Genomic DNA, 24,656 nt, shown 5'->3' with positions numbered 1-24,656 from the left:
GGTAGAACCGCATGACCGAAAGCCTCGCAACCGTTGCCTACCTGGGCGCTGCCATTTTGTTCATCCTCAGCCTGGGGGGGCTGTCGCACCCGGAGACCGCGCGGCGCGGCAATCTGCTGGGCATGCTGGGCATGGGCCTGGCAGTGCTGGTGACTGTTTTTGGCCCGCGCGTGTCGTCGTCCGGCGTGGTGGCGATTGTCATCGCGCTGGTGCTGGGCGGTGGCATAGGGCTGTATGCCGCCAAGCGGGTCAAGATGACCCAGATGCCCGAGCTGGTGGCGCTGATGCACAGCCTGGTCGGTCTGGCTGCCTGCCTGGTGGGGTTTGCCAGCTATATCGATACCTCCCACCCGCTGCAAGGCGCGGAGCGGGCCATCCACGCGGGCGAGGTCTATATCGGCATACTCATTGGCGCCGTCACTTTCTCGGGCTCGCTGGTGGCCTTTGGCAAGCTCAATGGCCGCATTGGTGGCAAGCCGCTGCTGCTGCCCGGGCGCCATCTGCTCAATCTGCTGGGGCTGGTGGTGGTGGTCGCGCTGGGCTGCTGGTTTGTGCAGACCGCATCGCTGGGCCTGGGCATGCTGGCGCTGCTGGTGATGACCGCCATCGCGCTGCTGTTTGGCATCCACATGGTGATGGCCATTGGCGGTGCGGACATGCCGGTGGTGGTGTCGATGCTCAACAGCTACTCGGGCTGGGCGGCAGCCGCCACCGGCTTCATGCTGGGCAACGACTTGCTGATCGTCACTGGCGCGCTGGTGGGCTCGTCGGGTGCGATTCTGAGCTACATCATGTGCCAGGCGATGAACCGCAGCTTTATCAGCGTGATTGCCGGCGGCTTTGGCAGCGGTGCGCCCGCGCCCACTGGCCAGGCCGGCGCCGCACCCCAGGGCGAGGTGGTGGCCATCAGCGCGGCCGACACCGCCGAGCTGCTGCGCGAGGCCAAGCGCGTGGTCATCGTGCCGGGCTACGGCATGGCCGTGGCCCAGGCCCAGCACACCGTCAACGAGATCACCCGGACCTTGCGCGAGCGCGGGGTCGAGGTGCGCTTTGCGATCCACCCGGTCGCTGGCCGCATGCCCGGCCACATGAATGTGCTGCTGGCCGAGGCCAAGCTGCCCTATGACATCGTGCTGGAGATGGATGAGATCAATGACGACTTTCCCGATACCGATGTGGCCATGGTCATCGGCGCCAACGACATCGTGAACCCCGCCGCGCAGGACGACCCCACAAGCCCCATTGCCGGCATGCCGGTGCTGGAGGTCTGGAAGGCGCGGCAGTCCGTCGTGATGAAGCGCTCGATGGCGACCGGTTATGCCGGCGTGGACAACCCGCTCTTCTACAAAGACAACAACCGCATGCTGTTTGGCGATGCCAAGCAGATGCTCGATGAGGTGCTGGCAACGCTCAAAAGCGGGGTGTAGGCCAGCTGCTTACCACTCGAAGGCGGAATCGCTCTTGGGAAAGCGCTCCACCGGGCATTCGCCGCTGCGGGCATAGCTGTCGGCATAGTTGAAGCGGTAGGCCATCTCGCTGCCGTTGCGGCAGGCCTGGCCACCGTAGAGCCGGGCATAGGTGGCGCGTGCGCCGCTGCTGCTGCGGTAGGTGTCCTCGGCCTTGAAGACCAGCTTGCCGTCCTTCTGCTGGATGCGCAAGGTGCCGAACGAGGCATTGTTGGGGGTCTCATAGTCCACCAACATATCGGGCCCCTGCTGGCCCAGTTGGGAGATGATCAGAAAATTGGCACGCTGCTCGGCCACCAGCTGCTCTTTGCTCAGCAGGCGCATGCCGGGTGTGGATTGCAGCTTGGCCGCCAGCGGCAGCGCCTTGCCTTCCAGCACCACAATGGCCGTGGTGTTGGCTGGCGCATCCCGGGTAGGCCCGGCCAACAGCGACTTGGACAGTCGCTGGGTCAGCGCCTCCACCAGTTCCTGCGCACTGTAGTCGGACGCATCTTTGGCGCAGGCGGCGGTGCTGGCCAGCAGGCAGGCCAGAAGAAGGGGGGTAGCAGCTAGGCGCATGGAAAGCTCCCGGATGAAGGACAGGGCTTCCCAAGCCAGGCAGCCCGTTGGATGACTTAGAGCTGGAAGTCGTAGTCGATGGTGATGGGTGCGTGGTCCGAGAACTTCACATCCTTGTAGATGTGCTCCTTGCGGGCCAGCGCGGCAATCGCTGGCGTGGCCAGATGGTAGTCCAGGCGCCATCCCACGTTGTTGGCATAGGCCTGGCCCCGGTTGCTCCACCAGGTGTAGCAGGCGTCGGTGGTGTCGGGCTGCAGCACGCGGTACACATCGACCAGGCCGCCGGCTTCGGCCTCTTTCTCGAACAGCTGGGTCATCCAGCTGCGCTCTTCGGGCAGAAAGCCGCTGTTCTTCTGGTTGCTGCGCCAGTTTTTGATGTCGGCATTGGTGTGGGCGATGTTGATGTCGCCGCAGAGGATGAAATCGCGCTCGGCGCGCAGGCGCATCAAGTGCGGATGCAGCTCGGCCAGAAAGCGGTACTTGGCGGCCTGGCGGATCTCGCCGGAGCTGCCGCTGGGAAAGTAGCAGCTGATGATGGAGAACTTGCGGGTAGGGGTGTCAAAGCGCAGCTCCACATAGCGGCCTTCGGCATCGAACTCATTGGGCGAGAAGCCCACCACCACATCGCTGGGCGCATGGCGGGTGTAGACGCCGACGCCCGAGTAGCCTTTTTTCTCGGCAAACTGGAAATACCCATTCATCTCGTCAATGACTTCGAACTTGTCCAGCATATCCGCTTGCTGTGCCTTGATTTCCTGCACACAAATACAATCGGGCCGGGTTGCCTCAATCCAGGGGATCACGCCCTTGGTGGCAGCGGAGCGGATGCCGTTGAGGTTGAGGCTGGTTAACTTGAACAAGGATTGGGTCATGGTCGTAAGTCTCCCACAGTCAGGCGCGGATGCGCAGCTGGCGCAGGATTTTGTAGAGTTTGCAGTGGACGCTGGCGTGCTGCGCTTTGGGCAGTTCACCACCAAGGCCGGACGCATCAGCCCGTATTTCTTCAATGCGGGCCTGTTTGACGATGGCGCCAAGATGGCGCGCCTGTCCGAATTCTATGCAAAAGCGATTCTGGCCAGCGGCGTAGCCTTTGACATGGTGTTTGGCCCAGCTTACAAGGGCATTCCGCTGGCCGCGACTGTGGCGGTGGAGCTGGCGCGCCAGGGCAAGAACGTGCCCTTTGCCTACAACCGCAAAGAAGCCAAGGACCATGGCGAAGGTGGCAGCCTGGTGGGCGCGCCACTCCAGGGCCGGGTGCTGATCATTGACGATGTCATGTCGGCCGGTACCGCCGCGCGCGAATCGATTGCGCTGATCAAGGGCGCGGGCGCAATCCCCTACGGCATGGCCATTGCATTGGACAGACAGGAAAAAGCCACTGAGAATGGTAAAGATGTGTCGCACAGCGCGGTGCAATATGTGCGCGATCAGCTGGGAATGCAGGTCTGCACCATTGCCAAGCTGGAGGACCTGCTGGCCTTTCTGGCCCAAGGTACTGCGGCAGACTCGATGCGTGCACACCACAGTCAGGTATTGGCGTACCGGGAACGCTATGGCGTCGGTAATTGATAACTAGAATTCGATAGTTTTTAATGATAAGGATCTGATGATGCGGAAGGACTGCTGTGCAGCTGCTTTGGCCGTGGTGATGCTGGCGTCTGCTGGCGCCAGCCATGCGCAAAAGTCCCCCGCCACCAGCATGGTCTACAGCTGCGTGGATGCGGGAGGCCGCCGCTTGACGGCAGACCGGCCCATTGCCGCCTGTGCAGACCGGGAGCAGCAGGTCACCCTGCCCGGCGGTGCGGTGCGCACGGTCGGGCCTACGTATTCCGAGCGCGAGCGCGCCGAGCAGGCCGCCCAGCAGCGCCGCGAGGCCGAAGAGCGCTACCGCGCCAACGACAGCAAGCGCCGCGAGCGCGCGCTGGCCACCCGCTACCCCAGCAAAGCCGCCCATGACGCCGAGCGCGGAGAAGCCGTCGATGTGCTGCGCGCCCAGATCCGTATCGTGCAGGAGCGCCGCAGCTTCTTGCTCGAAGACCGCAAGAAGATCGACCAGGACATGGAGTTCTACCGAAAAGACCCCAGCAAGGCGCCCGCACTGCTGCAGTCGCGGCTGGATAGCAACCGCCGTGATTTCAAGGAAGTGGACGAGCAGATCGCCACGATCAATGAAGAAATCAAGGCCACCAACCTGCGCTTTGACGAAGAGGCACAAAGCCTCAGACCCTACTGGACCCCGGCTGCTGCCAAGTAGTCGCGACAACGACCCATGGCTCTCGACCCACTCGCCCCAGGTCTGGCCCTGGCCGATGACCAGCACGCGCGTTGCAGCTGGTGCATGGCCTCACCCCTCTACCAGCACTACCACGACCATGAATGGGGCTTCCCCGTGCATGAGGACCGCCGCTTGTTTGAGAAGATTTGCCTGGAAGGTTTTCAGGCAGGCCTGAGCTGGCTGACGATTTTGAACAAGCGTGAATCCTTTCGGGCGGCCTTTGCGCAGTTCGATGCCCCAACGGTGGCGCAGTTTGGTGCCGATGATGTGCAGCGCCTGCTGGCCGATGCCGGCATCGTGCGCCACCGGGGCAAGATCGAGGCCGTGATCAACAATGCCCAGCGTCTGGCCGAGGTGCAGCGCGAGTTTGGCAGTTTTGATGCTTATCTGTGGCGCTTTGCGCCTGCGCCGAGCAGTCGTCCGGAGCGCATTACCTTGGACGCCGTGCGCCAGATGGGCGTGCCGCCCGAGGCGGTGGCGCTGTCCAAGGATTTGAAGAAAAGGGGCTGGAAGTTTGTCGGCCCCACCACGGTCTACGCCTTTATGCAGGCCATGGGCATGGTCAATGACCACCTGCATGGCTGCCATGTGCGGGATGGCCGGCCAGCCTGAGCAGTGCTGAGCTACAGCCCCGGTAGCTCGCTCGCCAGCAGCGAATAGCGCTGCAGCGAAAGGTACTGTCCATCACGCTTGCTGCAGTCGCGCAGCAGGCCTTCATGGCAAAAGCCCAGGCGGCCCAGCAGCCGGGTGGATGCCGCATTCTCAGGCTCCACATAGGCCACCACGCTGTGCAAGCCCATCTGCGCAAACGCAGCGGGTAGCCATTGGCGCAGTGCCTGGTCCATCCAGCCATGGCCCCAGTGATCGGGCAAAAGCCAGTAGCCCAGATCGGCACTGTCGGCCTCGTCGTCATGGTCGTAGATGCCGACTGCCGCGATCACGGCACCATCCAGCAGCACCGCCTGCCACCAGCCGCTGCCTTCGCTGGCCACGGAGGAATACCAATCGAGTTGTTCCTGCGCAATCGCCCTGGCATCGCTGTGGGCCGTGTCCAACCCGTAGAACGCGGTCAGCCGTGCATCACCCATCGCATGGGCGACGACAAACAGATCGGCGGGGGAAAAATCGCGGAAATGGAGGCGGGCGGGCTGCAACATGGCGCAAGCCTAGCACCGCTGGGGATGGTGCGCGATAGATGGCGTGCGGGTGGCCAGCTTAAGCCGCGACATGCCAGCGCGCGGGCTGGTCGTTGCCAACGGCCTGGATGCCCAGCAGCGCTGCATTGCGCTGTAAAACGGCTTCAAACTGCGCGCCGCTGGCGCCGATTTGCTCGCTGGCACCATCCCAGTAATCGTCGGCGATCTGGGCAGCGGTGAAATCGCGGTGGCTGAATTTCTGCACAATGTTGCGCAGCTTGTCGAGGTTAATGCTGTCGATATCGGTCATGGCAAGCCTCCAGATGTAAGTGCCAGTGTGGCGCAAATGGGGCGACTGTCAATCGGCAATCGCCACCAAAAGCGCAGTGCTTAACCGCGCATCGCCGCCGTGCTGCGCAGCAGGCGTTGCACCACCAACGCGCAGACCCAGGCCACGCCGCCTATCCACAGCGGCACCAGCACATAGCTGCTGGCGCGGGCCCATTGGCCCAGCTCATCCAGCTCTCGCAGCGGCCACAAAGCCAGCGCTAGGCCAAAACCCCACCAGACCAGCGCCAACAGCGCAAAGGCCCAAGGCAGCCAAGCGGGCGACGTTGAACCGCCCCGCCGCTGCGATGGCCGGTCCTGCATAAACATCCACAGTACGGCACCCAGCACCAGCAGCAAGGACAGGCCCGTCGCCACCGGCCACCACAGCGCCAGTGGCAAAAAGCCCAGAGACAGCGAATCCATGTGCGGCTTGGCCTTTATTCTTTGTTGCAGAGCATCGAGTCGGCCAGGCTGCCGACGGTGACACGCATGTTCTTGCCCTTGTGGGCCTGCACCGCCCAGGTGTCGCTCAGGTCCTCGGGCACCAGGTCCTTGTCGTTCATCAGCTCCGGTTTTTTGTGCTCGGAGCGGTCCTGCTTGACGACCTCAGGAACGATCATCGTGATCGTGCTGCCTTCCATACGCCACTGGCCCGTGCCTTGCAGCACAAAGCGGTACTGCTGCTCGGTGCTGGGCATGTCATAGGCCAAAAAGGCCTGCGAGCGCAGTGTGTGGTCGGCGTTGAACTGGTTGGTGTAGGTGAAGCTGGCGCTGTCCTTGCCCATGCTGATCTGGAACTGGCATTCCCAGACCCCGGCCAGATCGGCCTCGCTGATGCTGGCTGCTGCAGCGGCGGGTGCTTGCGGCGCCGGCTTGTCTTTGGGCGCTTGCTGGGGCGCCATCGGCGCGGGTTCGGCCTCTTTTTTGGAGGGCCAGAGACTGGAGCAAGCGGCCAAGCCGGGAATCAGCAGCAGGCAAAAGGTGGTGCGGAAAAGGGGTGTCAAAGGCATGCACCCACTCTACCAAAATCCGGTTGCGCTGCGGCCCAGATCTGTGTAGGCCCGGGCCGCTCACTGTTTAACCGGCTACGGTCGGGTAGTCGGTATAACCCTTCTCGCCCCCACCATAGTAGGTGCTGCTGTCACCCTCGTTCAGCGCCGCGCCGCTGCGCAGGCGCTCGACCAGATCGGGGTTGGCAATGTAGGGCCGGCCAAAGGCGACGATGTCGGCCTGACCGCTGGCCACCGCTTGCTCGGCCAGTGTGCCGTCATAGCCGTTGTTCACCATCCAGGCGGCCTTGCCGCCGGCGCGGCGGTATTCGGCTTTGAAGGCCTCGTAGTCAAACGGGCGGCCCTCCACCTCACGCGGGCCACCGGTGGCGCCTTCGATCACATGGATGTAGGCGAGGCCCAGCGGCGCCAACTGGTGCGCCAGGTAGGTGAACAAGGTCTGCGGATCGGCGTCATCAATGCCATTGGCGGGGGTGACAGGCGAGAGACGGATGCCGACGCGGCCACGGCCGACGGCGTCGATCACGGCGCGGGTGACTTCCAGGGTCAGCCGTGCGCGGTTTTCGACCGAGCCGCCGTAGTCGTCGCGGCGCGTATTGGCGCCTGTTTTCAAGAACTGGTCCAGCAGATAGCCGTTGGCGCCATGGATCTCGACGCCATCAAAGCCGGCGGTCTTGACGGCATTGCGGGCGGCTGCAGCAAAGCTGTGCACGATACCGGGAATTTCCTCGGCATCCAGCGCGCGGGGCTCGGAGGTGGGCTCAAAGCGGCCTTGGCCGGTGGCGGGGTCAATCAGGAAAGTCTTGGTCTTGGCGGTGATGGCCGAAGGCGCTACCGGGGCCTGCTGGCCTGGCTGCAGCAAGCGGTGCGATACACGGCCCACATGCCACAGCTGGCAGACGATCTTGCCGCCCTTGGCATGCACGGCTTCGGTGACCTTTGTCCAGCCATCGAGCTGGTCTTGCTCATACAGGCCGGGTACATCGGCATAGCCCTGGCCCTGGTGGCTGATGGCGGTGGCCTCGGTGATCAGCAAGCCGGCGCTGGCGCGCTGGGCATAGTAGGTGGCCGTCATCGGCTTGGGCACGGCGTTGGGCGAGCGGTTGCGCGTCAACGGGGCCATCGCAATGCGGTTGGTCAAAGCCAAATCGCCCACCTGCAGGGGGTCAAACAGGTGGTGGCTGGGGGTGCTTGTCATGCAAAACTCCTTGTGGTTGGATCACGGGTTTACCCGCTTTTTGTACCACGCAAGCCCGCCCTTTGCAGGCCAGGGTTGAAGCCCGGGCGCTGTCAGCGGAGGCCCCGGCGTCTCGAATACCTGAAAAATCAATGGCTTGAGTTTGGGTGGAGTGCAGCTTGGCACCGGGGCGTGGGTTAAAGCACTGCAGCGGTGCAACCTAGGGTCAACCCGACAACACGTAATGGCAAAGGTTCTGCGCCATGATCAACCCGGGTCTGCAAGCTGCCGATCGCAGCCGTGTGCAGCCCGCTGTCGTTTGTGAAAGAGAAAGCGCGCATTCATGACCAAAACATCGCTGGATAAATCGAAAATCAAGTTCTTGTTGCTGGAGGGCATCCACCCTTCCGCGCTCAAGGTGTTGCAGGCGGCGGGCTATACCCAGATTGAGGCGCTGACCGGCGCTTTGGAGGGTGAAGAGCTCAAGCGCAAGATCGCCGACGTGCACTTTGTCGGCATCCGCTCCCGCACACAGCTGACGGCCGATGTGTTTGCCGCGGCCAACAAGCTGGTGGCCGTGGGTTGTTTCTGCATTGGCACCAACCAGGTCGATCTGAATGCAGCGCGTGAGCGCGGTATTGCGGTCTTCAATGCGCCGTTCTCCAACACCCGCTCAGTGGCAGAGCTGGTGCTGGCCGAAGCCATCCTGCTGCTGCGCGGCATCCCCGAAAAGAACGCGGTATCGCACCGTGGCGGCTGGAAGAAAAGCGCCGACAACTCCTTCGAGATCCGTGGCAAGACCCTGGGTATCGTCGGCTACGGCTCCATCGGCACCCAGCTGTCGGTGCTGGCCGAAGGCCTGGGCATGAAGGTGGTGTTCCATGATGTGGTCACCAAGCTGCCGCTGGGCAATGCCCACCAGGCTGCCAACCTGACGGCGCTGCTGGAGCAGTCCGACATCGTGACCCTGCACGTACCCGAGCTGGCTTCGACCCACAACATGATCGGCGCGAGCCAGATTGCAGCGATGAAGGCGGGCAGCATCCTGATCAATGCCTCGCGCGGCACCGTGGTGGACCTGGATGCGCTGGCCCAGGCGCTGAAGGACAAGAAGCTGCTGGGCGCTGCCATCGACGTGTTCCCGGTCGAGCCCAAGAGCAACAAGGACGAATTCCAGTCGCCACTGCGCGGCATGGACAACGTGATCCTGACCCCGCACATCGGCGGCTCGACGATGGAAGCCCAGGCCAATATCGGCCTGGAAGTGGCAGAAAAACTGGTCAAGTACAGCGACAACGGCACCACCACCTCGGCAGTCAACTTCCCCGAAGTGGCGCTCCCCGAGCATCCTGGCAAAAACCGTATCCTGCACGTGCATGAGAACCGCCCCGGCATCCTGTCTGCCATCAACCAGGTGTTGGCCGACAACGGCGTCAACATCGCCGGCCAGTACCTGCGCACCGATGAAAAGGTGGGCTATGTGGTGATCGATATCGACCAGGAATCCTCGGCCCTGGCGCTGGAGAAACTGGCCCAGATCGCCGGCACCATCCGCTGCCGCGTGCTGTTCTGATGCGGCATCCACCGCACAGCGTCCCAGCGGCGCCGGTGCAGTGGATGGCTTTAGACACCCAAGAAAGAGGCTTATGCCTCTTTTTTCTTAGCCGCTGTTGGTATATCGATGCATGAAATGCGTCGTTGTGGTGTCGCCAACCCCTCCCTAGCATGAAGGCTTCATCCTGATTGCCAGCCCACGAGGAGCGCCCATGAATGCCATCACCAATGTTCGCCACCTGAGCCCAGCGGCCGATACCGCTGCAGGTACCGCCCTGCACATCGAGCCCCTGGCGGGCCGCATTGGCGCGGTGGTGCATGGCGTGTCGCTGTCGGGCGCGTTGGAGCCCGCGCTGTTTGCCCAGATCAAGGCCGCGCTGCTGCAGCACCGGGTGATTTTCTTCCGCGGCCAGCAGCACCTGGATGACGCCGGTCACCAGGCCTTTGGCCGCCTGTTTGGCGAGATCGAATCCCACCCCACCGTGCCCGCACCCGATGGCACAGCCTTTCTGGAGCTCAATTCCCAGCACGGCGGCCGGGCCGATTCCTGGCACACCGATGTGACCTTCAAGGCGGCCTTCCCCAAGGTCTGCGTGCTGCGCGCGGTGACCTTGCCCGGCCATGGTGGCGACACCGTCTGGGCCAATACTGTGGCGGCTTATGAAGGCCTGCCCGCACCGCTGCAGCAGCTGGCCGAGCAGCTCTGGGCCGTGCATGGCAATGACTACGACTATGCGGAAAACTTCCGCCAGAACAGCGCCGCCAGCCAGACCGAGACGCAGGGCCGGGCCAGCTACCGCAAGGTGTTTACCAGCAAGACCATCGAGTCCGAGCAGCCCCTCGTGCATGTGCATGCCGAAACGGGCGAGAAGGCGCTGCTGCTGGGCCACTTTGCCAAGCGCATCAAGGGCCTGCGCAGCAATGAGTCCGCCGCCTTGCTGCAGCTCTTCCATGAGCGCATCGTGCGTCTGGAAAACACCGTGCGCTGGCACTGGCAGCCGGGCGATGTAGCCATCTGGGACAACCGCGCCACGCAGCACTACGCCGTCAATGACTATGCCGATGCCCACCGCGTGATGCGCCGGGTGACCGTTAGCGGCGATGTCGCGACCTCGGTTGATGGCCGTACCAGCGTCGACCTGACCGTGCGCGAGCCCGCCGCAGCCTGAACCCGGACCGGGCCGACGGCCTGGCCCACCCCCTGACTAGACAACACCCGCAGCGCAGGCGGCAATGAATGCTTGCGCCCGCAAAAGAAGACTCTCCATGACCCGAACCACCTACCACTACGAAGGCGGCCTCTTGGTGCCGCGCCGCAAGCTGCTGGTCTCTGCACTGGCGGCCGGTGCCGGCAGCGTGCTGGGCTTTCCGGCACTGGCGCTGGACAGCAAACCGCTCAAGGGCGTGACGCTCAATACCTCGCTGTACAGCTCGCCGTATTCCAAGCTGCTGCGGCCCTGGATTCCCGAGTTCGAGGAGGCGACCGGCGCCAAGGTGAACTTCGACACGCCCGGCTTTCCGGTCTACAACCAGCGTGCCGACCTGGAGCTGTCCACCAAGGGTGCGGCGTTTGATGCGGTCAATGTCACCTTCATCTATTCGAGCCGCTGGATCAACTCGGGCTGGCTGACGCCACTGGATGGCTATATCAACGACCCGAACAAGACGCCAGCGAGCTTTGACGTCAACGATTTTCTGGAAGGCGCGCTGGCGCCCGAGCGGGGCCGCGATGGCCAGCTCTATGGCATCCCTTGGCAGGCCGAGGTCACGATTGCAGCCGCCTCGCGCTTTGATGTGCTCAAGCAGTCGGGCCTGGCCTTTCCGGATACGACAGACGCCTGGCTGGAAGCCGCCAAGCTGCTCAACCGCAAGGAGCGTGCGGCCGGTTTTGTCACCGACAACCACTATGGCTGGACCTTTATCCCCTTCCTGCAGGCCTTTGGCGGTGATGTGTTCCGCAAGGCGCCCGATGACCTTTTCCCGACCCTGGACAGCCCCGAAGCGATAGCGGCGGCCGACTACTTTGCCCGCCTGCTGCGCGAATACGGGCCCGATGGTGTGGTCTCGTACACCTCCGACCAGGCGGTGCAGTCGCTCAAGGCAGGGCGCAGCCATTTGAGCGTGCAGGGCCAGATCAACCTCTCGCAGCTGGCCGACAAATCCAGCAGCAAGGTGGCGGCGTCTGCCGCCTGGGGCCAGGTGCCCAAGGGTGTGGCCGGGCGCTTTCCGGGCACTGCTATCCATGGCTGGGGCATTCCCGTGGGCAGCAAGAACAAGGATGCCGCCTGGCAGTTCATCCGCTGGGCGACGTCCAAGGAAACCTTGCAACGCGCCGTGGCCGCCGGCTATGGCTCGCCTACGCGCCGCTCGGACATCGACTCTCCGACCTACCGCGAGCGCCAACGGGTCAACGGCTATGACATTGCCTCGCTGGTGACCGCGTCGGTAGACCTGTCGGCCAAGCAAGGCCATATGAAGTACCGCACCGTGGCCGCCTACCCGCAAGTGGACCAGCAGATCAACAAGGCCATCGAGTTGATCGTGACTGGCCAGCGCACGCCCGAGCAGGCGATGAAGCAGGCGCAGACCGCGTCGATTGCCGAGTTGCGCCGCGCTGGCGTCTCGGTCTGATCCACAAGGGAGTGCGACCATGCCGCCCACTGCATCCCTCGACGCCGGCCCCGCAGGCGACTTGCCGCTGGCCGGCGAGGCCAAGGGCAAGCGAACGCCAGCGGCCACCACGCTGAATTGGCAGCGCGAATCGGCACGGGCCTATGGCCTGGGCCTGGCACCGGCGTTGGTGGTGCTGGCCGCCATTACCCTGCTGCCGCTGATCACCCTGGTGGTGGTGAGCTTGACGCCGCTGAGCCTGACCGACCCGGCAGCGACCTTTCATTTTGGGCAGCCCACGGGCAACTATGCGCAGCTGCTGCAGGACCAGCGCTTTCTGGATTCGCTCTGGGTGCAGGCCAAGCTCTCATCGGTGGGGGTGCTGCTGCAGCTGCTCGTCGGCCTGGGCCTGGCCCTGCTGCTGCACGGCGAAAGCCGGCTGCTGGCGGGCTTGCGCACGTTTTTCCTGATCCCCATGGTGCTGCCGCCGATTGTGGTTGCCCTCGTCTGGAAGATCATCTACACGCCCGACATCAGCCCCCTGCATGCGCTGCTGGAGCAATGGGGCTGGCCGGTACGCTCGCTGATCGCCAATCCCGACACCGCGCTGTGGGCCATTGTGGCGGCTGATGTCTGGCAATGGTTTCCGTTCACGATGCTGATGGTGCTGGCCCAGCTGCAGATGGTGCCGCGCGACCCGGTCGATGCGGCGCGCATCGATGGCGCTAACCGCTGGCAGGTGTTTGTCTACATCGTGCTGCCCTATCTGCAGCGCACCCTGGTGGTTTGCGCGCTGTTCCGCTTGATCGACAGCTTCAAGGCCTTTCCGCTGCTGTATGTGCTGACCAATGGGGGGCCGGGCACTGTGACGGAGGTGACCAATTTCTACGGCTTTATCCAGGCCTTCAACTTCTCGTACTGGGGCTACGGCAGCGCCATTGCGGTGGTGATGCTGGCCATCATCTTTGTGCTGAGCGCGCTGGTCAGCCGCCTGGGCAAGAACCGGGGAGATGCCCATGCACGCTGAGACCTGGCACAACGTGCCTCCCTCGCTGCCCTTATGGCAGCGCGCCGTGCAAGGCGCACAGCGCCATCTGCGCAGCACCGCTGCCGTGCTGGTGTTGGTCCTCGTGCTGCTGCCCTTTTTGTGGATGCTGCAGATGGCCTTTCGCCCGGCGGGCGATGCGCTGTCGCTGGATCTGGTCTTCAGCCCCACGTTGGAGGCCTTTGCCGGCCTCTGGCAGGACAACTTTGCCCGTTCCTTTGGCAACAGCCTGCTGGTGAGTGTGCTGTCCACCGGGCTGTCGCTGCTCCTGGGGGTGCCTGCGGCCTATGCGCTGTCGCGCTGGCGCTTCAAGCAGCGGCGCCAGGTGGCGCTGTGGGTGCTGTGCACGCGCATGGCGCCGCCCATTGCGTTCACGATTCCGTTCTTTCTGGCCTTTCGCTGGCTGGGCCTGCTCGATTCCGTCTGGGGCCTGGTGCTGGTCTACCTGACTTTCAACCTGGCCATCGTGATCTGGATGATGCAAGGCTTTTTTGAGGCCATACCCACGGCGCTGGAAGAGGCGGCCTGGATGGACGGCTGCAGCATTTGGTCGGCGTTCTGGCATGTGACCTTGCCGCTGACCCGGCCGGGCCTGGTGGCGACGGCCGTGCTGTGCTTCATCTTCTCGTGGAGCGACTTTTTCTTTGCACTGATTCTGACCCGCACCCAGGCGGTGACGGCGCCGGTCGCTATCGTCAATTTTCTGCAGTACGACGGCTGGGAGTGGACCAAGATTGCAGCGGCCGGCACCATGGTGATGCTGCCGGTGCTGCTCTTCACGGTGCTGGTGCGCAAATACCTGGTACATGGCCTCACGGCCGGTGGCGTAAAGGACTGAGATGGCTTCGATTGCATTGAGACAGCTGAGCAAGCACTTCCAGGGGCAGGAGGTGCTCAAGGGCATATCGCTCGATATTGCCGAGGGCGAGTTTGTCGCGCTGGTCGGGCCCTCGGGCTGCGGCAAATCCACCCTACTGCGCATGCTCGCCGGGCTGGAGGAGGTGAGCAGCGGCCAGATTGTGCTGGGCGGCCAGATCATCAACGATGTGCCGCCGCGCGAGCGCAATATCGCGATGGTGTTCCAGAACTATGCGCTCTACCCGCATATGACGGTGGCCGAGAACCTGGGCTTTGCGCTGAAGCTGCAGCGCCAGGCGGCGCCCGCCATCGCACAGCGCGTGCAGCAGGTGGCCGAGATCTTGGGCCTGGAGCCGCTGCTGGGCCGCCTGCCGGCCCAGCTGTCGGGCGGCCAGCGCCAGCGCGTGGCCATGGGCCGCGCCATTGTGCGCGAGCCGCTCGCGTTTTTGTTTGACGAGCCGCTGTCCAACCTGGATGCCAAGCTGCGCGTGCAGATGCGCACCGAGATCAAGGCCTTGCACCAGCGCCTGCGCACCACCACCGTCTATGTGACGCATGACCAGATCGAGGCCATGACCATGGCCGACCGCATCGTCGTGATGCGCGACGGCTTGATCGAGCAGGTGGGCACCCCGCTGGAGCTGTATGACCGGCCGCGCAATGCCTTTGTCGCGCAGTTCATTGGATCGCCGTCGATGAACCTGATTGCCGCCCGCACGCAGCAAGCACAGAGCGAATGGCAGCTGGTGACTGATGATGGCCAGCGCCTGCCGCTGTTGCCTGGCTTGCAGGCCCAGGGTGAGCGGGATCTTTGGCTGGGCGTTCGGCCCGAGCATGTGCAGCTGGCAGTGGCGCCGCTGAGCGGTGTGGCCACCAGCGCTGCGACGGTCGAGGTGGTGGAACCCACCGGCGCCGAAACCCAGGTGGTCAGCCGCTTTGGCCAGCAGCCGCTGATTTCGACCGTCAAGGATCGCCTGGCGTTGGCCCCTGGCCAGGCGCTGCATTGGCACACGGCGCCGCAGCATTGGCATGTGTTTGACCGGCAAAGTGGCGAGCGCCTGAACGTCGCTTAAACCGAGCATATAAAGCACAAGGCTCCCGGTTGGGAGCCTTTGCGTTGCTGCGCGCAGCCGTTTAAGCCAGGGGGCCGGCGCTCAAAATTTCCGACAGTGGCTTGCGTGGCGAGGGCGTTTCGCGCTCGGCCAGATCGGCCGGCAGGCTGGACTTGTCGCCGCGCTCGCCGATGGCGACCAGGCATTCGACCTGCCATTGCTCGCCCAGTTGCAGCACCTCGCGTGCGGCAGCCAGCTCGATACCCGCCATCGCATGCGTGGCCAGTCCCATCGCATGGGCTTGCAGGGCCAGGTAGCCCCAGGCGCAGCCGGTGTCAAAGCTGTGCATGGCCGATTCGGCCTTGTTCGACAGCACCACCAGCAGCGCACCGGCGTTCAGGCACCAGCGGCGGTTGAACTCATTGGGGATGGTGGAGAACGCTTGCCAGTTGGCATCGCCATTGATTGCGTAGGCAAAGTGCCAGGGCTGCTTGTTGCTGGCCGAAGGGGCCCAGCGTGCGCCTTCAACAATGGTCTCGATGTCCTTGGCCGTCAGCGCCTTGCCGGAGAAGGCACGGGGCGAGGAACGGTCCAGAAACTGGGGATGGATGGCATGGGTGGATTGGCGCGTCATGGTCAGAAGATGAGCAATAGGACCGCCAGCATGCCATATCTACCGGTTTTTTGCAGGCTCAGATTTTCTGCTTGTCGACCAGCTTGAAGGTGCCGGTGGCCAGGCCCAAAAGGTGGCCGGCATCGTCATGCAACTCGCCACGCACAAAGGACAGGCTCTTGCCGCGCTTTTCGCAGACGGCCGTGCAGACCACATCGCCGGCGCCCGGTGCAATGTAGTGGATGGTCAGATCCACGGTGATGACGCCGTAGCGCAGCGGATCATGCGCGCGTGCCGCGCAGGACAGTCCCACATCCAGCAAGGTGGCAATGGCGCCGCCATGCATGTCGCCCCGGCTGTTGGTGTATTGCTTCTGGTAGGGCATGCGCACCTGCGCGCGGTCATTGCCGATGGCCTCGCCCTTGAGCAAAAAGGACTCGGCCATGGCCATGCTGAGCCCAAAGATCTGGTTGGCTGGCTCATCCACGGTGTAGGCGGGGATATCGCTGGTAACGGCGGTGGCTACAGCGTTAGAGGGGGCGGTGGTGGTCATGGAACAGGGCGCAGCAGATTCAAAAGCCTGCATATTAGCGGCTGAGGCCTCCGCGCGGGCGAGGTGGCTGACACCTGGGAGTCGCCGGCCAGCAGCGCCAAGCTTCGTTTGCAAAGCCGCAGCCATCCCTTCTGCGCCCTCGGTTTATCATCGCTGGCTTATGCCCGTCTGGTCCTCGTCGTCCTCTCTGTCGTCCCCGTATTGCCCGCGCTGCGGCGCTGCGAACTGCCGCAGCGCAGGTGCGCGCGACCACTTTGCCTGTTTGCAGTGCGGCGCGCAGTTCCAGCTAGAGCAATACCCTGGCCAGACGGTGCTGCGCATGCAGCCCTCGGCGTCCGAACCAAGCTTGCACCGTTTGCGCAGCCATTGGCCCTGGTTGCTGCCAGCGCTGGCCTTGGTGGCTGCTATGCCCTGGTGGCTGCCGCCGCTGCACCAGCGGGTGCAGAGCATGCTGATGGCGCCCGAAAAGGGCAGGGCGATGAACCCTGCCGCCTGGGGCCGCAGCGAGGCCACCACCTTGGTGGAGCACCAGGGCAAGCGCGTCGTTGTGCAGCTGTATGAAAGCCGCGAGCAAGACGATGTGGTCTACCGCGTGCTGCTGCGCGATGCGGCAGACGGCAGCCCGGTGGCCGAACCCCAGCGCATGGCGATGCCCTGGGCCGGCAGCTCCGGCAGCGCCGAGCTGCAGTTTTTCTCGGATGGCCAGCTCTACCTGTTTTTGAAGGAGCGCGGCTGGTGGCGATTTGACCCCGGCAGCCTGCGCTTTGTGGATTTGCTGCCCCAGCTCAGCGCCAAGTTTGCGGCCGAGCTGGGCGAAGGCATCGTCGGCGTAGCGCCCCAGCGGCGGGACCGCCCCGACAGCCTGGAAGTGACCACACGCAGCGGCAGCAAGTACCTGGTGTACTGGCTGCTGGGCCAGATCTGGCCGTCGGCAGACAGCCACCGCCTCTACGAAAAAGCCCAAGCCGGCTACGGCCAGGAAACCAGCTACTACCGCTACCAATCGCTGCCTCGCCCCACGGGCGAGGCCGACCGCGCGTTGCTGGTCCAATCCTGGTGGCGCCATGAGCCTGGCCAGCCCGCATATTTCGGTTACTTTGACCTCGTGCTCAGCAGCAGCCCGGAGGTGCAGTCATCACCGCGCAGCTTTGTGCCGGTGGGTGATGGCTATGCGACCCGCCCCTATGCCATCAATGACCGGGGTCTGCTGCGCATCCATGTGGTGCCGCCGGCGGTGCCGCGCTTCCATGCCGATGTGGTGGCCGAGAACGCGCGCCGCCTGCTGTTGGCCTACAACCCCACTCCCGTGCGGCAAGAGGGCCGGGTGATCCAGCTGCTGGACAAGGCCAACCACCAGGTGGTGTGGAGCCGCACCATCGACCAGCTGCCGCAGCTGGGCAAGCGTGAAGGCGGCATGTATGTCACCGGCCAGGCCGTCAGCGGCGGATTTTTGCTGCTCAATGACATGCGCCAACCGGCCTTGTTGCTGGGCGATGATGGTGAGGTGGTGCAGGACTTCATGGCCGCCAGCGGGTCCAGGCGATGAGCATTCCCCGCCGCTATTGGCTGCCGCTGGGCCTGGGCTTTGTGTTCTTCTTTGTGCTGCCCTTGCTGGTGCCGGTCACCCTCAAGCTGCTGCAGCCCAGCGCAGACAAAACCGAGGAGCTGGGCGAGGTGGAGGCATCGACCATCTACCAGGGTGAGGACGGCAGCCTGCGCATGCTGCGGGTGATGAAGCACAGCACCGCGCAAGAGGATGTGTTTGTGCTGCTGAGCAACGACCTGCAGGCCAAGCAGCTGCTGGGCGAGCCCCAGCGCATCGTTCTGCCCCGGGCACAGGTGCGCCGGCCGGCCCGCTTGCGCAGCGAGGCCGATGGCCAGCTATCGCTGCTGCTCAATGACCGGCACTGGTGGCAGCGCCTGCCCACGCAAACCGCGTTTGAACCCATGGATGCCGCATTGCGCCAGCGCTTTGCGGCGGAGCTGGGCACGGGCGTGTCCAAGTACGACTTTGGCGAGCTGCGCGAGCCCGGTTTGCTGGATGTGACCAGCAATACCGGTGACCGCTATGCGCTCTATTGGGCCAGCGGCGAGCTCTACCCCTGGGCCGAGCGGCTGCAGCGCTGGCAGCAGCGCCCCTGGGCGCAGTACGCGCAAACGGTCACGCGTATCGACTACGCTGACTTTGACACCGACGTGGCCCAGTACGGCATGCCCATGGTTCTGCTGCAGTTTGCGCAAAAAGTGCGGCCCGGTGAGTTTGAGCGCTGGCCCCGGCTGAGCGTGCATTCCAGCGCAGACAAGCAGGTGCGCGCTGCCCCCAAGCTCTACCAGCCGCTGAGCGATGGTTTTGTGGTCAGCCGCCAGGCCGTGCGCGAGGCGGGCATCACCAAGATCGCCCCCGTTACCAGTGTGCCGGTGCAGTTCAGCGGCGAGGTGCTGGCCCGCAATGCCGACCGGCTGCTGATGCGCTATGACGAAACCCCCAGCACCGCTGCCGAGGTGGTGCTGCAGATCGTGGATGTGCACAGCCTGCAGCTGGTGTGGCGCAAGTCCACGCGTGAGATACCGCAATTGCTATTCGATGGCGAGCATCTCGCCGCCCAGGCCTGGCCGGGCGGCTTTTACCTGAGTACGGGCATGAACCTGCCGGCCCTGGTGATCGACAACGACGGCCAGACCCTGTACGACTTTCAGCCGCAGAAGCGTTTGGCGCTGCCAACGGATGATTGAAGCAGGCAGGTGATAGTGCAAGCTAAAAATACAGCGCCGGGTGATAGATATTGCTGTGTATAAGCCGCTGTTTTGTAAAGAAAATTTTCAAATAGCGCGCCGCGTTTACGTAAAGCCGGACGAATCTCCAAAACTCCTACAGCCAAGGCCATCTTGGGGCGGCACCATGTCTCAACGGCAGGCATTTGCGCTTGCCGCCAACCTGACACTGAAGGAGTAAACGCCATGAGCCAGCAGAACCACCAACAGTCCGGACAGCAGCCTGCCCAGAAAAAGGAGCAGCAGCAGCAACAGCAATCCCCGAAGCAGCAGCAACCGGGCCAGCAGGACCGCAAGCAGCAATCGCAGAAGTAATCTGCGACTGCGCGGACCACGAAGACAACACGGAGCACCCCATGCAACAACTGCCTTTGCCGATGACCAAGCAGCAGCCTTGGCCCCTGCAACAGGGCCAGCCGTTGCGCGAGACCAAGTACTCGCAGCAGCAGTGCAAGTGCAACCGGCGCCAGCTGGGCACCGAGCCCAAGACACCGGACAACGCACAGATGTGCTGATCTTCTGAACCCCGCGCCAAGGCCCGCTTCCAGCGGGCTTTTTCGTGGGCGCCTGCATCGCATACAGCGGCGATACTGGCGTTCTCGACCACCTCGCCCAGCCCACCATGAAAACCGGATTCTTCGCGCAGCCCCATCCGCCGTACCGCCGCGCCAACTATGGCTTTGCCTACCAGTGGCTGGAGGAGGTGGGCCGCCTCGCCGCCTTGCTGGCGCAGGTTGAAGCGCTGCGCGCCGCGGACCCCGATCACCGCTATCTGGCCACCCTGGACGATGTGCAGCAATGCAGCTACACCAGTGGCCATGCCAGCATGGATGACCGGCTCTACCTGGATAGCCCAGCAGGGATGGATTGGGACGACCCAGCGCAGGAGGCAGCCTGGAACCTGCAAGCGCTGCAGCACCGTGCGCTGCAGTTGCGCCAAGCCCAAAACCCCAGCAGTTGGGCAGCGGTCTGCGGCAGTCTCAGCACCAGCCCAGACGACATCGCAGCTCTAGTCGCCGCCAACCGCAGCCAGGACGCGCTACTGGACGATGTCGTCTATATCCAGCGCCTGCCGCTGGCCAGCGACGACCCATTGATAGCAGGGCAGCCCAATGGCTATTTCAGCGCTGACTGGGACAGCTTTCAAAACCATGCCATCCACCAGCATTTGGCGCAGCAGCATGGCTACCAGCTCTTTGCGATGGGCGCATCCTGGATGGCGCTGGCCCGCGCCGAGCCGCCCAATGCCGCGCAAGCCCAGGCCTTGGTGCGTGACTTGCGGCTGCTGTATGCCACTGGCGATGAGGAATTGTTGGCCCACCCTGGCTGGCAAGCCTTGCCGGTGCTGCTGCAATCGCAGCGCTCCTTGGTATTGGGCTATACCGAGGACATGGCCGACCGCTGGGAATAAGAGCCGCTAACACAACCCTTGATACGTCGTTCTCAAGCCTTGCCGTACGCTTGTACTGTCTGCGGCTTGATGCCTTGTCGGGGGCGCCCAGCCTCAACCGCAAACCTTCGGTTTGCTGGGTCGTGTTAGCGGCTCTAAGCCCTGCGCTTGTACTTCTGTCAAAGAAGGAAAAGAGATGTTCGCCGGGCCATGCCCGATCACAGGGGCAATGGCTGCCAATGCTTTGCAAAATGTGCGGCGAGAAACGTCTCGAAGCAGGCGGCTCGTCAATTCCTACACCGGCCCCTGGGCCGCTGCGCGACTATAGAGCCATGGCAGGGCATGTTGCCTTGTCATCATCTTGAAGGAGCTACCGCTATGACTCAGCAAAACAGCCAACGCAATCCCAACCAGGTGAACCAGCAGCAATCGGGCCAGAAACCCGGCTCGCAAAAAGAGCAGCAGCACCAGCAGCAATCGCCGCAGCAAAAGCAGCCAGGTCAGCAAGACCGGTCGCAGCAGCAGCGCTGATGCCCGCGTTGGCCTAAGCAGCTGGTAACCGCCACCGCGCGATAACCAGCGGGGCCCGCCAGGGTGCATGCCTGGCTAGCCCGTAAAAAAGCCTCCATCGCTGGAGGCTTCTTGCTGTCTGGCGTTTGCTCTTGCAGGATCAGGCCAGCTTGGCCTTCAGCAGCTCATTGACTTGGCCCGGATTGGCCTTGCCCTTGGAGGCCTTCATCACCTGGCCGACCAGGGCGTTGAATGCCTTGTCCTTGCCGGCCTTGTACTGCTCGACATTGCCGGGGTTGGCGGCGATCACCTCGTCGATGATGGCCTCTAGCGCGCCGGTGTCGTTGGATTGCTTCAGGTCCTTGGCGTCGATGACGGCGTCGACATCTGCGCCTTCACCGGTCCACAGCGCCTCGAACACCTGTTTGGCGCTGTTGTTGCTGATGACATTGCCGTGGATGCGGGCGATCAGGGTGCCCAGCTGCGCGGCGCTGACCTTGACCTGGTCCATGCCGATCTCTTCCAGGTTCAGGCGGCGCGAGATCTCGCCCATCACCCAGTTGCTGGCCAGCTTGGGCTGGCTGCTGGCCTGGGCGGCGGCTTCAAAGTAGTCGGCCATGGCCTGGCTCTGGGTCAGGGTGGTGGCGTCGTACTCGGGCAGGCCGTAGTCGGCCACAAAGCGGTCGGCGCGCTGGCGCGGCAGCTCGGGCATGTCGGCCTTGACGGCCTGCACCCAGCTGTCAGCAACCACCAGCGGTGGCAGATCCGGATCGGGGAAGTAGCGGTAATCGGCGGCGTCTTCCTTGGTGCGCATCGCACGGGTCTCGCCGCTGTCAGGGTTGAACAGCACAGTGGCCTGCTGAATCGCGCGGCCGTCCTCGATCTCTTCAATCTGCCAGCGGATTTCGTAGTCGATGGCGACCTGCATGTTCTTGAACGAGTTCAGGTTCTTGATCTCGCGGCGGGTGCCCAGCGGCTGGCCGGGCTTGCGCACGGACACGTTGGCATCGCAGCGGAACGAGCCTTCTTGCATATTGCCGTCGCAGATGCCGATCCAGGTGACGATCTTGTGCAGTTCCTTGGCATAGGCCACGGCCTCTTCGGAGCTGCCCATATCGGGCTCGGTCACGATCTCCAACAGCGGCGTGCCGGCGCGGTTCAGGTCAATGCCCGACTGGCCGATGAACTCGTCGTGCACGGATTTGCCGGCATCTTCTTCCAGGTGGGCGCGCACCAGGCGCACGGTCTTCTTCCGGTCGCCGACAAAGAAGCTGACCTCACCGCCTTGCACCACCGGGATCTCGAACTGCGAGATCTGGTAGCCCTTGGGCAGGTCGGGGTAGAAGTAGTTCTTGCGCGCAAAGATGCTGACGGGCGCGATGGTGCTGCCCAGCGCCAGGCCGAGCTTGATGGCGCACTCGACGGCCTTCTTGTTCATCACCGGCAGGGTGCCGGGCAGGGCCAGATCCACGGCGCAGGCCTGGGTGTTGGGCTCGGCGCCAAAGGCGGTGCTGGCGCGGCTGAAGATCTTGCTGTTGGCGGCCAGCTGGGTGTGGGTTTCAAAGCCAATCACCACTTCGTAGCCGTTGATGAGCTTGATGCTTGATTCGGTCATTTTCTGGTTTCCTCCCTGCGTTACTTCGCGATGCCGGTGGGCTGGCGCAGGTGGTGGTCGGTGGCTTGCTGCAGCTGGTGGGCGGCGTTCAGGAGCTTGGCTTCGGCAAAGTAGTTGCCGATCAGCTGCAGGCCCACGGGCATGCCGCCTTCGCCAAAACCGGCGGGCACGCTCAGGCCCGGCAGGCCGGCCAGCGACGCGGGCAGGGTGTAGATGTCGGCCAGGTAGTTGGCGAGCGGGTCGCTCTTGCCGCCCAGCGCCCAGGCCACGGTGGGCGCGGCGGGGCCGGCAATGAGGTCGCAGTCCTTGAAGGCGGTCTGGAAGTCGTCGGCAATCATGCGACGGATCTTTTGCGCCTGCAGGTAGTAGGCGTCGTAGTAGCCGTGCGAGAGCACATAGGCGCCGGTCATGATGCGGCGCTTGACCTCGTCGCCGAAGCCTTGGGCGCGGGTCTTCTTGTACATGTCCACCAGGTCGCTGTAGTCCTTGGCGCGGTGGCCGAACTTCACGCCGTCAAAGCGCGAGAGGTTGGACGAGGCCTCGGCCGGAGCGATGATGTAGTAGACGGGGATGGACAGCTCGGTGCGCGGCAGGCTGATCGGCACCAGCTTGGCGCCCAGCTTTTCGTACTCCTTCAGCGCAGCATCGACGGCGGCACGCACATCGCTGCTCAGGCCGTCGCCAAAGAACTCGGCTGGCACGCCAATGCGCAGGCCAGCCAGCGAGTCGTTCAGGTGCAGCGTGAAGTCTTCGGCCGGGTGGTCCAGGCTGGTGGAGTCGCGGTCCAGGTCGGGGCCGCACATCTCGCTGAGCAGCAGTGCGCAGTCTTCGGCGGTGCGCGCCATCGGGCCGGCCTGGTCCAGGCTGGAGGCGAAGGCGATCATGCCGTAGCGGCTGGCACGGCCATAGGTGGGCTTGATGCCGGTGATGCCGCAGAACGACGCGGGCTGGCGGATGGAGCCTCCCGTATCACTGCCGGTAGCTGCTGGTGCCAGGCGCGCAGCCACGGCCGCTGCCGAGCCGCCGGACGAACCGCCGGGCACGCGGCTGGTGTTCCAGGGATTGCGCACCGGGCCGATGGCGCTGTTCTCGTTGGCCGAGCCCATCGCGAACTCGTCCATGTTCAGCTTGCCCAGGGTGACAGCGCCGGCGCTGGCCAGCTTGCTCACCATGGTCGCGTCAAACGGCGATTGGTAGCCGGCCAGCATCTTGCTGCCTGCGGTGGTGGGGAAGTCCTGGGTAACGAACAGGTCCTTGTGGCCAATGGGCACACCGGCCAGGCGGCTTGCAGTGCCGGCGGCAATGGCGGCATCGGCGGCGCGGGCCTGAGCCAGGGTCACCTCGTCATTGGTATGGATGTAAGCGCCCAGAGCCTGGTGGGTCTTGGCGCGGGTCAGGAAATGTTGCGCGGCCTCGACGGAGGACACTTCGCGGCTTTTGAGCTTGGCGGCCAACTGGGCCACGCTCAAGTCATGCAATTCGGTAGGGATGCTCATGCAAATCTCGCGATCTTGGCGATCTCAGTGAATGGGGGGAGGGCGCTGGGCGCCGGTGTCAGCAGGGTAGCGGCAGCGGGCGCCGCAGCCCTGGCCGGAGCCGGCTGTTGCCAGTGCCCACCGGGCCTGAAGATGCTGTGAATTACTCAATCACCTTGGGCACCAGGAAATAGCCTTTTTCCACGGCAGGAGCGCTGCGCTGGTTGGCCTCCCGGTTATCCGGTTCGCTGATGATGTCATCACGCAGACGGAGGGTGATTTCCTGGATCGCGGCCACGGGGTGTGACAGGGGCGTGACACCCGAGGTATCCACAGCCTGCATTTTCTCCACAATGCCGAAAAAGTTATTCATCTGAGAGAGCATGCGCTCACTCTCCGCATCGGATAATTCGAGCCGCGCCAGGTTGGCGATGCGGGCAATGTCATCTTTTGTCAGGGCCATAGATAGTCGTATGTAAACCAGTCGTAAAAAAACGGGGCCGGAAAGCGTTGCCCTGCAAGTTATTCACAGGGGATGGGGTATTATCCCGTCTTTGACGCAATAACGCGGCAACGTCGGTCATTGCGCATCAAAAACCCTTCTGTCATCTCACCACACACAATGAAGGGCGATGGAGCGCCGAAGCGCGGCCCATG

The 24,656-nt window shown here is 63.7% G+C and carries 28 protein-coding genes; 16 read left to right on the top strand and 12 right to left on the bottom strand.

All coding sequences use genetic code 11. The features are described from left to right. Positions 1-11 precede the first annotated feature (11 nt). Positions 12-1,427, top strand: coding sequence for a Re/Si-specific NAD(P)(+) transhydrogenase subunit beta (gene pntB, locus HS961_RS01020; RefSeq protein ID WP_182325965.1), 1,416 nt, complete (start codon positions 12-14; stop codon positions 1,425-1,427). A 9-nt stretch (positions 1,428-1,436) separates the two neighbouring features. Here pntB and HS961_RS01015 read toward each other — a convergent pair whose 3' ends face one another. Beyond that, the gene (locus tag HS961_RS01015) at positions 1,437-2,024 is read right to left on the bottom strand and encodes a hypothetical protein (protein WP_182325964.1); all 588 of its coding nucleotides are present in this window, start codon (positions 2,022-2,024) and stop codon (positions 1,437-1,439) included. 56 nt (positions 2,025-2,080) lie between these two features. Further along, positions 2,081-2,884 (bottom strand): exodeoxyribonuclease III, encoded by an 804-nt coding sequence (locus HS961_RS01010; protein WP_182328058.1) that lies wholly within the window; start codon positions 2,882-2,884, stop codon positions 2,081-2,083. Between the two features lie 10 nt (positions 2,885-2,894). Here HS961_RS01010 and pyrE point away from each other — a divergent pair, with 10 nt between their 5' ends. The 3 genes from pyrE to HS961_RS00995 are packed head-to-tail and all read left to right on the top strand — an operon-like array spanning position 2,895 to position 4,911. After that, a complete protein-coding gene (gene pyrE, locus HS961_RS01005; protein ID WP_182325963.1) occupies positions 2,895-3,593 on the top strand; it encodes an orotate phosphoribosyltransferase in 699 nt (232 codons plus the stop codon). A gap of 37 nt (positions 3,594-3,630) precedes the next feature. Then, the gene (locus HS961_RS01000) at positions 3,631-4,278 is read left to right on the top strand and encodes a DUF4124 domain-containing protein (protein WP_182325962.1); all 648 of its coding nucleotides are present in this window, start codon (positions 3,631-3,633) and stop codon (positions 4,276-4,278) included. Positions 4,279-4,293: 15 nt separating this feature from the next. Beyond that, positions 4,294-4,911 (top strand): DNA-3-methyladenine glycosylase I, encoded by a 618-nt coding sequence (locus tag HS961_RS00995; RefSeq protein WP_182325961.1) that lies wholly within the window; start codon positions 4,294-4,296, stop codon positions 4,909-4,911. An 11-nt stretch (positions 4,912-4,922) separates the two neighbouring features. On the opposite strand, the gene HS961_RS00990 is transcribed toward HS961_RS00995, so the two are convergent. The 5 genes from HS961_RS00990 to HS961_RS00970 form a co-directional block, all read right to left on the bottom strand. After that, positions 4,923-5,456 carry a GNAT family N-acetyltransferase gene (locus HS961_RS00990; RefSeq protein ID WP_182325960.1) on the bottom strand — a complete coding sequence of 178 codons (534 nt, stop codon included), beginning with the start codon at positions 5,454-5,456 and terminating at the stop codon, positions 4,923-4,925. Positions 5,457-5,514: 58 nt separating this feature from the next. Beyond that, the gene (locus tag HS961_RS00985) at positions 5,515-5,745 is read right to left on the bottom strand and encodes a hypothetical protein (RefSeq protein WP_182325959.1); all 231 of its coding nucleotides are present in this window, start codon (positions 5,743-5,745) and stop codon (positions 5,515-5,517) included. 80 nt (positions 5,746-5,825) lie between these two features. Further along, on the bottom strand, positions 5,826-6,188 hold the full coding sequence (locus HS961_RS00980) for a hypothetical protein (protein WP_182325958.1): 363 nt from the start codon (positions 6,186-6,188) through the stop codon (positions 5,826-5,828). A 14-nt stretch (positions 6,189-6,202) separates the two neighbouring features. Continuing rightward, entirely contained in the window at positions 6,203-6,775 is a 573-nt protein-coding gene (locus HS961_RS00975) for a hypothetical protein (RefSeq protein WP_182325957.1), read from the bottom strand. Positions 6,776-6,842: 67 nt separating this feature from the next. After that, positions 6,843-7,973: an alkene reductase gene (locus HS961_RS00970; protein ID WP_182325956.1), complete on the bottom strand. Its 1,131-nt coding sequence runs from the start codon at positions 7,971-7,973 to the stop codon at positions 6,843-6,845. Between the two features lie 322 nt (positions 7,974-8,295). Between HS961_RS00970 and serA the strand changes: the two genes are divergently transcribed. The 6 genes from serA to HS961_RS00940 all read left to right on the top strand — a co-directional run bounded on the left by serA (position 8,296) and on the right by HS961_RS00940 (position 15,092). Continuing rightward, positions 8,296-9,525, top strand: coding sequence for a phosphoglycerate dehydrogenase (gene serA / locus HS961_RS00965; RefSeq protein WP_182325955.1), 1,230 nt, complete (start codon positions 8,296-8,298; stop codon positions 9,523-9,525). 193 nt (positions 9,526-9,718) lie between these two features. Then, positions 9,719-10,675: a TauD/TfdA dioxygenase family protein gene (locus HS961_RS00960; RefSeq protein ID WP_182325954.1), complete on the top strand. Its 957-nt coding sequence runs from the start codon at positions 9,719-9,721 to the stop codon at positions 10,673-10,675. 97 nt (positions 10,676-10,772) lie between these two features. Next, positions 10,773-12,137 carry an ABC transporter substrate-binding protein gene (locus HS961_RS00955; RefSeq protein ID WP_238347732.1) on the top strand — a complete coding sequence of 455 codons (1,365 nt, stop codon included), beginning with the start codon at positions 10,773-10,775 and terminating at the stop codon, positions 12,135-12,137. Positions 12,138-12,156: 19 nt separating this feature from the next. Next, on the top strand, positions 12,157-13,143 hold the full coding sequence (locus HS961_RS00950) for a carbohydrate ABC transporter permease (protein ID WP_182325953.1): 987 nt from the start codon (positions 12,157-12,159) through the stop codon (positions 13,141-13,143). Beyond that, positions 13,133-13,999 carry a carbohydrate ABC transporter permease gene (locus HS961_RS00945; protein ID WP_238347731.1) on the top strand — a complete coding sequence of 289 codons (867 nt, stop codon included), beginning with the start codon at positions 13,133-13,135 and terminating at the stop codon, positions 13,997-13,999. Before HS961_RS00950 ends, HS961_RS00945 begins: the two co-directional genes overlap by 11 nt. 1 nt (position 14,000) lies before the next feature. Next, entirely contained in the window at positions 14,001-15,092 is a 1,092-nt protein-coding gene (locus HS961_RS00940) for an ABC transporter ATP-binding protein (RefSeq protein ID WP_182325951.1), read from the top strand. Positions 15,093-15,153: 61 nt separating this feature from the next. On the opposite strand, the gene HS961_RS00935 is transcribed toward HS961_RS00940, so the two are convergent. Both HS961_RS00935 and HS961_RS00930 read right to left on the bottom strand, forming a co-directional pair. Next, positions 15,154-15,705, bottom strand: a complete 552-nt coding sequence (locus HS961_RS00935; protein WP_182325950.1) for a nitroreductase family protein — start codon at positions 15,703-15,705, stop codon at positions 15,154-15,156. Between the two features lie 58 nt (positions 15,706-15,763). Next, positions 15,764-16,237, bottom strand: a complete 474-nt coding sequence (locus tag HS961_RS00930; protein ID WP_182325949.1) for a PaaI family thioesterase — start codon at positions 16,235-16,237, stop codon at positions 15,764-15,766. 160 nt (positions 16,238-16,397) lie between these two features. On the opposite strand from HS961_RS00930, the gene HS961_RS00925 reads away from it, so the two are divergent. The 6 genes from HS961_RS00925 to HS961_RS00900 all read left to right on the top strand — a co-directional run bounded on the left by HS961_RS00925 (position 16,398) and on the right by HS961_RS00900 (position 20,930). Then, a complete protein-coding gene (locus HS961_RS00925; RefSeq protein WP_182325948.1) occupies positions 16,398-17,783 on the top strand; it encodes a hypothetical protein in 1,386 nt (461 codons plus the stop codon). Next, positions 17,780-18,970, top strand: a complete 1,191-nt coding sequence (locus HS961_RS00920) for a hypothetical protein (protein WP_182325947.1) — start codon at positions 17,780-17,782, stop codon at positions 18,968-18,970. The genes HS961_RS00925 and HS961_RS00920 overlap by 4 nt, the downstream gene beginning before the upstream one ends. 225 nt (positions 18,971-19,195) lie before the next feature. Continuing rightward, the gene (locus tag HS961_RS00915; protein ID WP_133857608.1) at positions 19,196-19,324 is read left to right on the top strand and encodes a transcription initiation factor TFIID subunit D10; all 129 of its coding nucleotides are present in this window, start codon (positions 19,196-19,198) and stop codon (positions 19,322-19,324) included. Positions 19,325-19,365: 41 nt separating this feature from the next. Further along, positions 19,366-19,524: a hypothetical protein gene (locus tag HS961_RS00910; RefSeq protein ID WP_182325946.1), complete on the top strand. Its 159-nt coding sequence runs from the start codon at positions 19,366-19,368 to the stop codon at positions 19,522-19,524. Between the two features lie 107 nt (positions 19,525-19,631). After that, on the top strand, positions 19,632-20,420 hold the full coding sequence (locus HS961_RS00905; protein ID WP_182325945.1) for a hypothetical protein: 789 nt from the start codon (positions 19,632-19,634) through the stop codon (positions 20,418-20,420). 357 nt (positions 20,421-20,777) lie between these two features. Next, the gene (locus HS961_RS00900) at positions 20,778-20,930 is read left to right on the top strand and encodes a transcription initiation factor TFIID subunit D10 (protein WP_182325944.1); all 153 of its coding nucleotides are present in this window, start codon (positions 20,778-20,780) and stop codon (positions 20,928-20,930) included. Positions 20,931-21,069: 139 nt separating this feature from the next. Here HS961_RS00900 and gatB read toward each other — a convergent pair whose 3' ends face one another. The 3 genes from gatB to gatC form a co-directional block, all read right to left on the bottom strand. After that, the gene (gene gatB / locus HS961_RS00895) at positions 21,070-22,524 is read right to left on the bottom strand and encodes an Asp-tRNA(Asn)/Glu-tRNA(Gln) amidotransferase subunit GatB (protein WP_182325943.1); all 1,455 of its coding nucleotides are present in this window, start codon (positions 22,522-22,524) and stop codon (positions 21,070-21,072) included. Between the two features lie 20 nt (positions 22,525-22,544). After that, a complete protein-coding gene (gene gatA, locus HS961_RS00890) occupies positions 22,545-24,020 on the bottom strand; it encodes an Asp-tRNA(Asn)/Glu-tRNA(Gln) amidotransferase subunit GatA (RefSeq protein ID WP_182325942.1) in 1,476 nt (491 codons plus the stop codon). A 142-nt stretch (positions 24,021-24,162) separates the two neighbouring features. Beyond that, positions 24,163-24,462: an Asp-tRNA(Asn)/Glu-tRNA(Gln) amidotransferase subunit GatC gene (gatC, locus tag HS961_RS00885; protein WP_182325941.1), complete on the bottom strand. Its 300-nt coding sequence runs from the start codon at positions 24,460-24,462 to the stop codon at positions 24,163-24,165. Between the last annotated feature and the right edge of the window lie 194 nt (positions 24,463-24,656).

It is taken from the genome of Comamonas piscis, assembly GCF_014109725.1.
GTDB classification, from domain to species: domain Bacteria; phylum Pseudomonadota; class Gammaproteobacteria; order Burkholderiales; family Burkholderiaceae_C; genus Comamonas; species Comamonas piscis.
The sequence above is the reverse complement of the archived record's forward strand: the minus strand, read 5'-3'. Positions and strand labels throughout refer to the sequence as shown.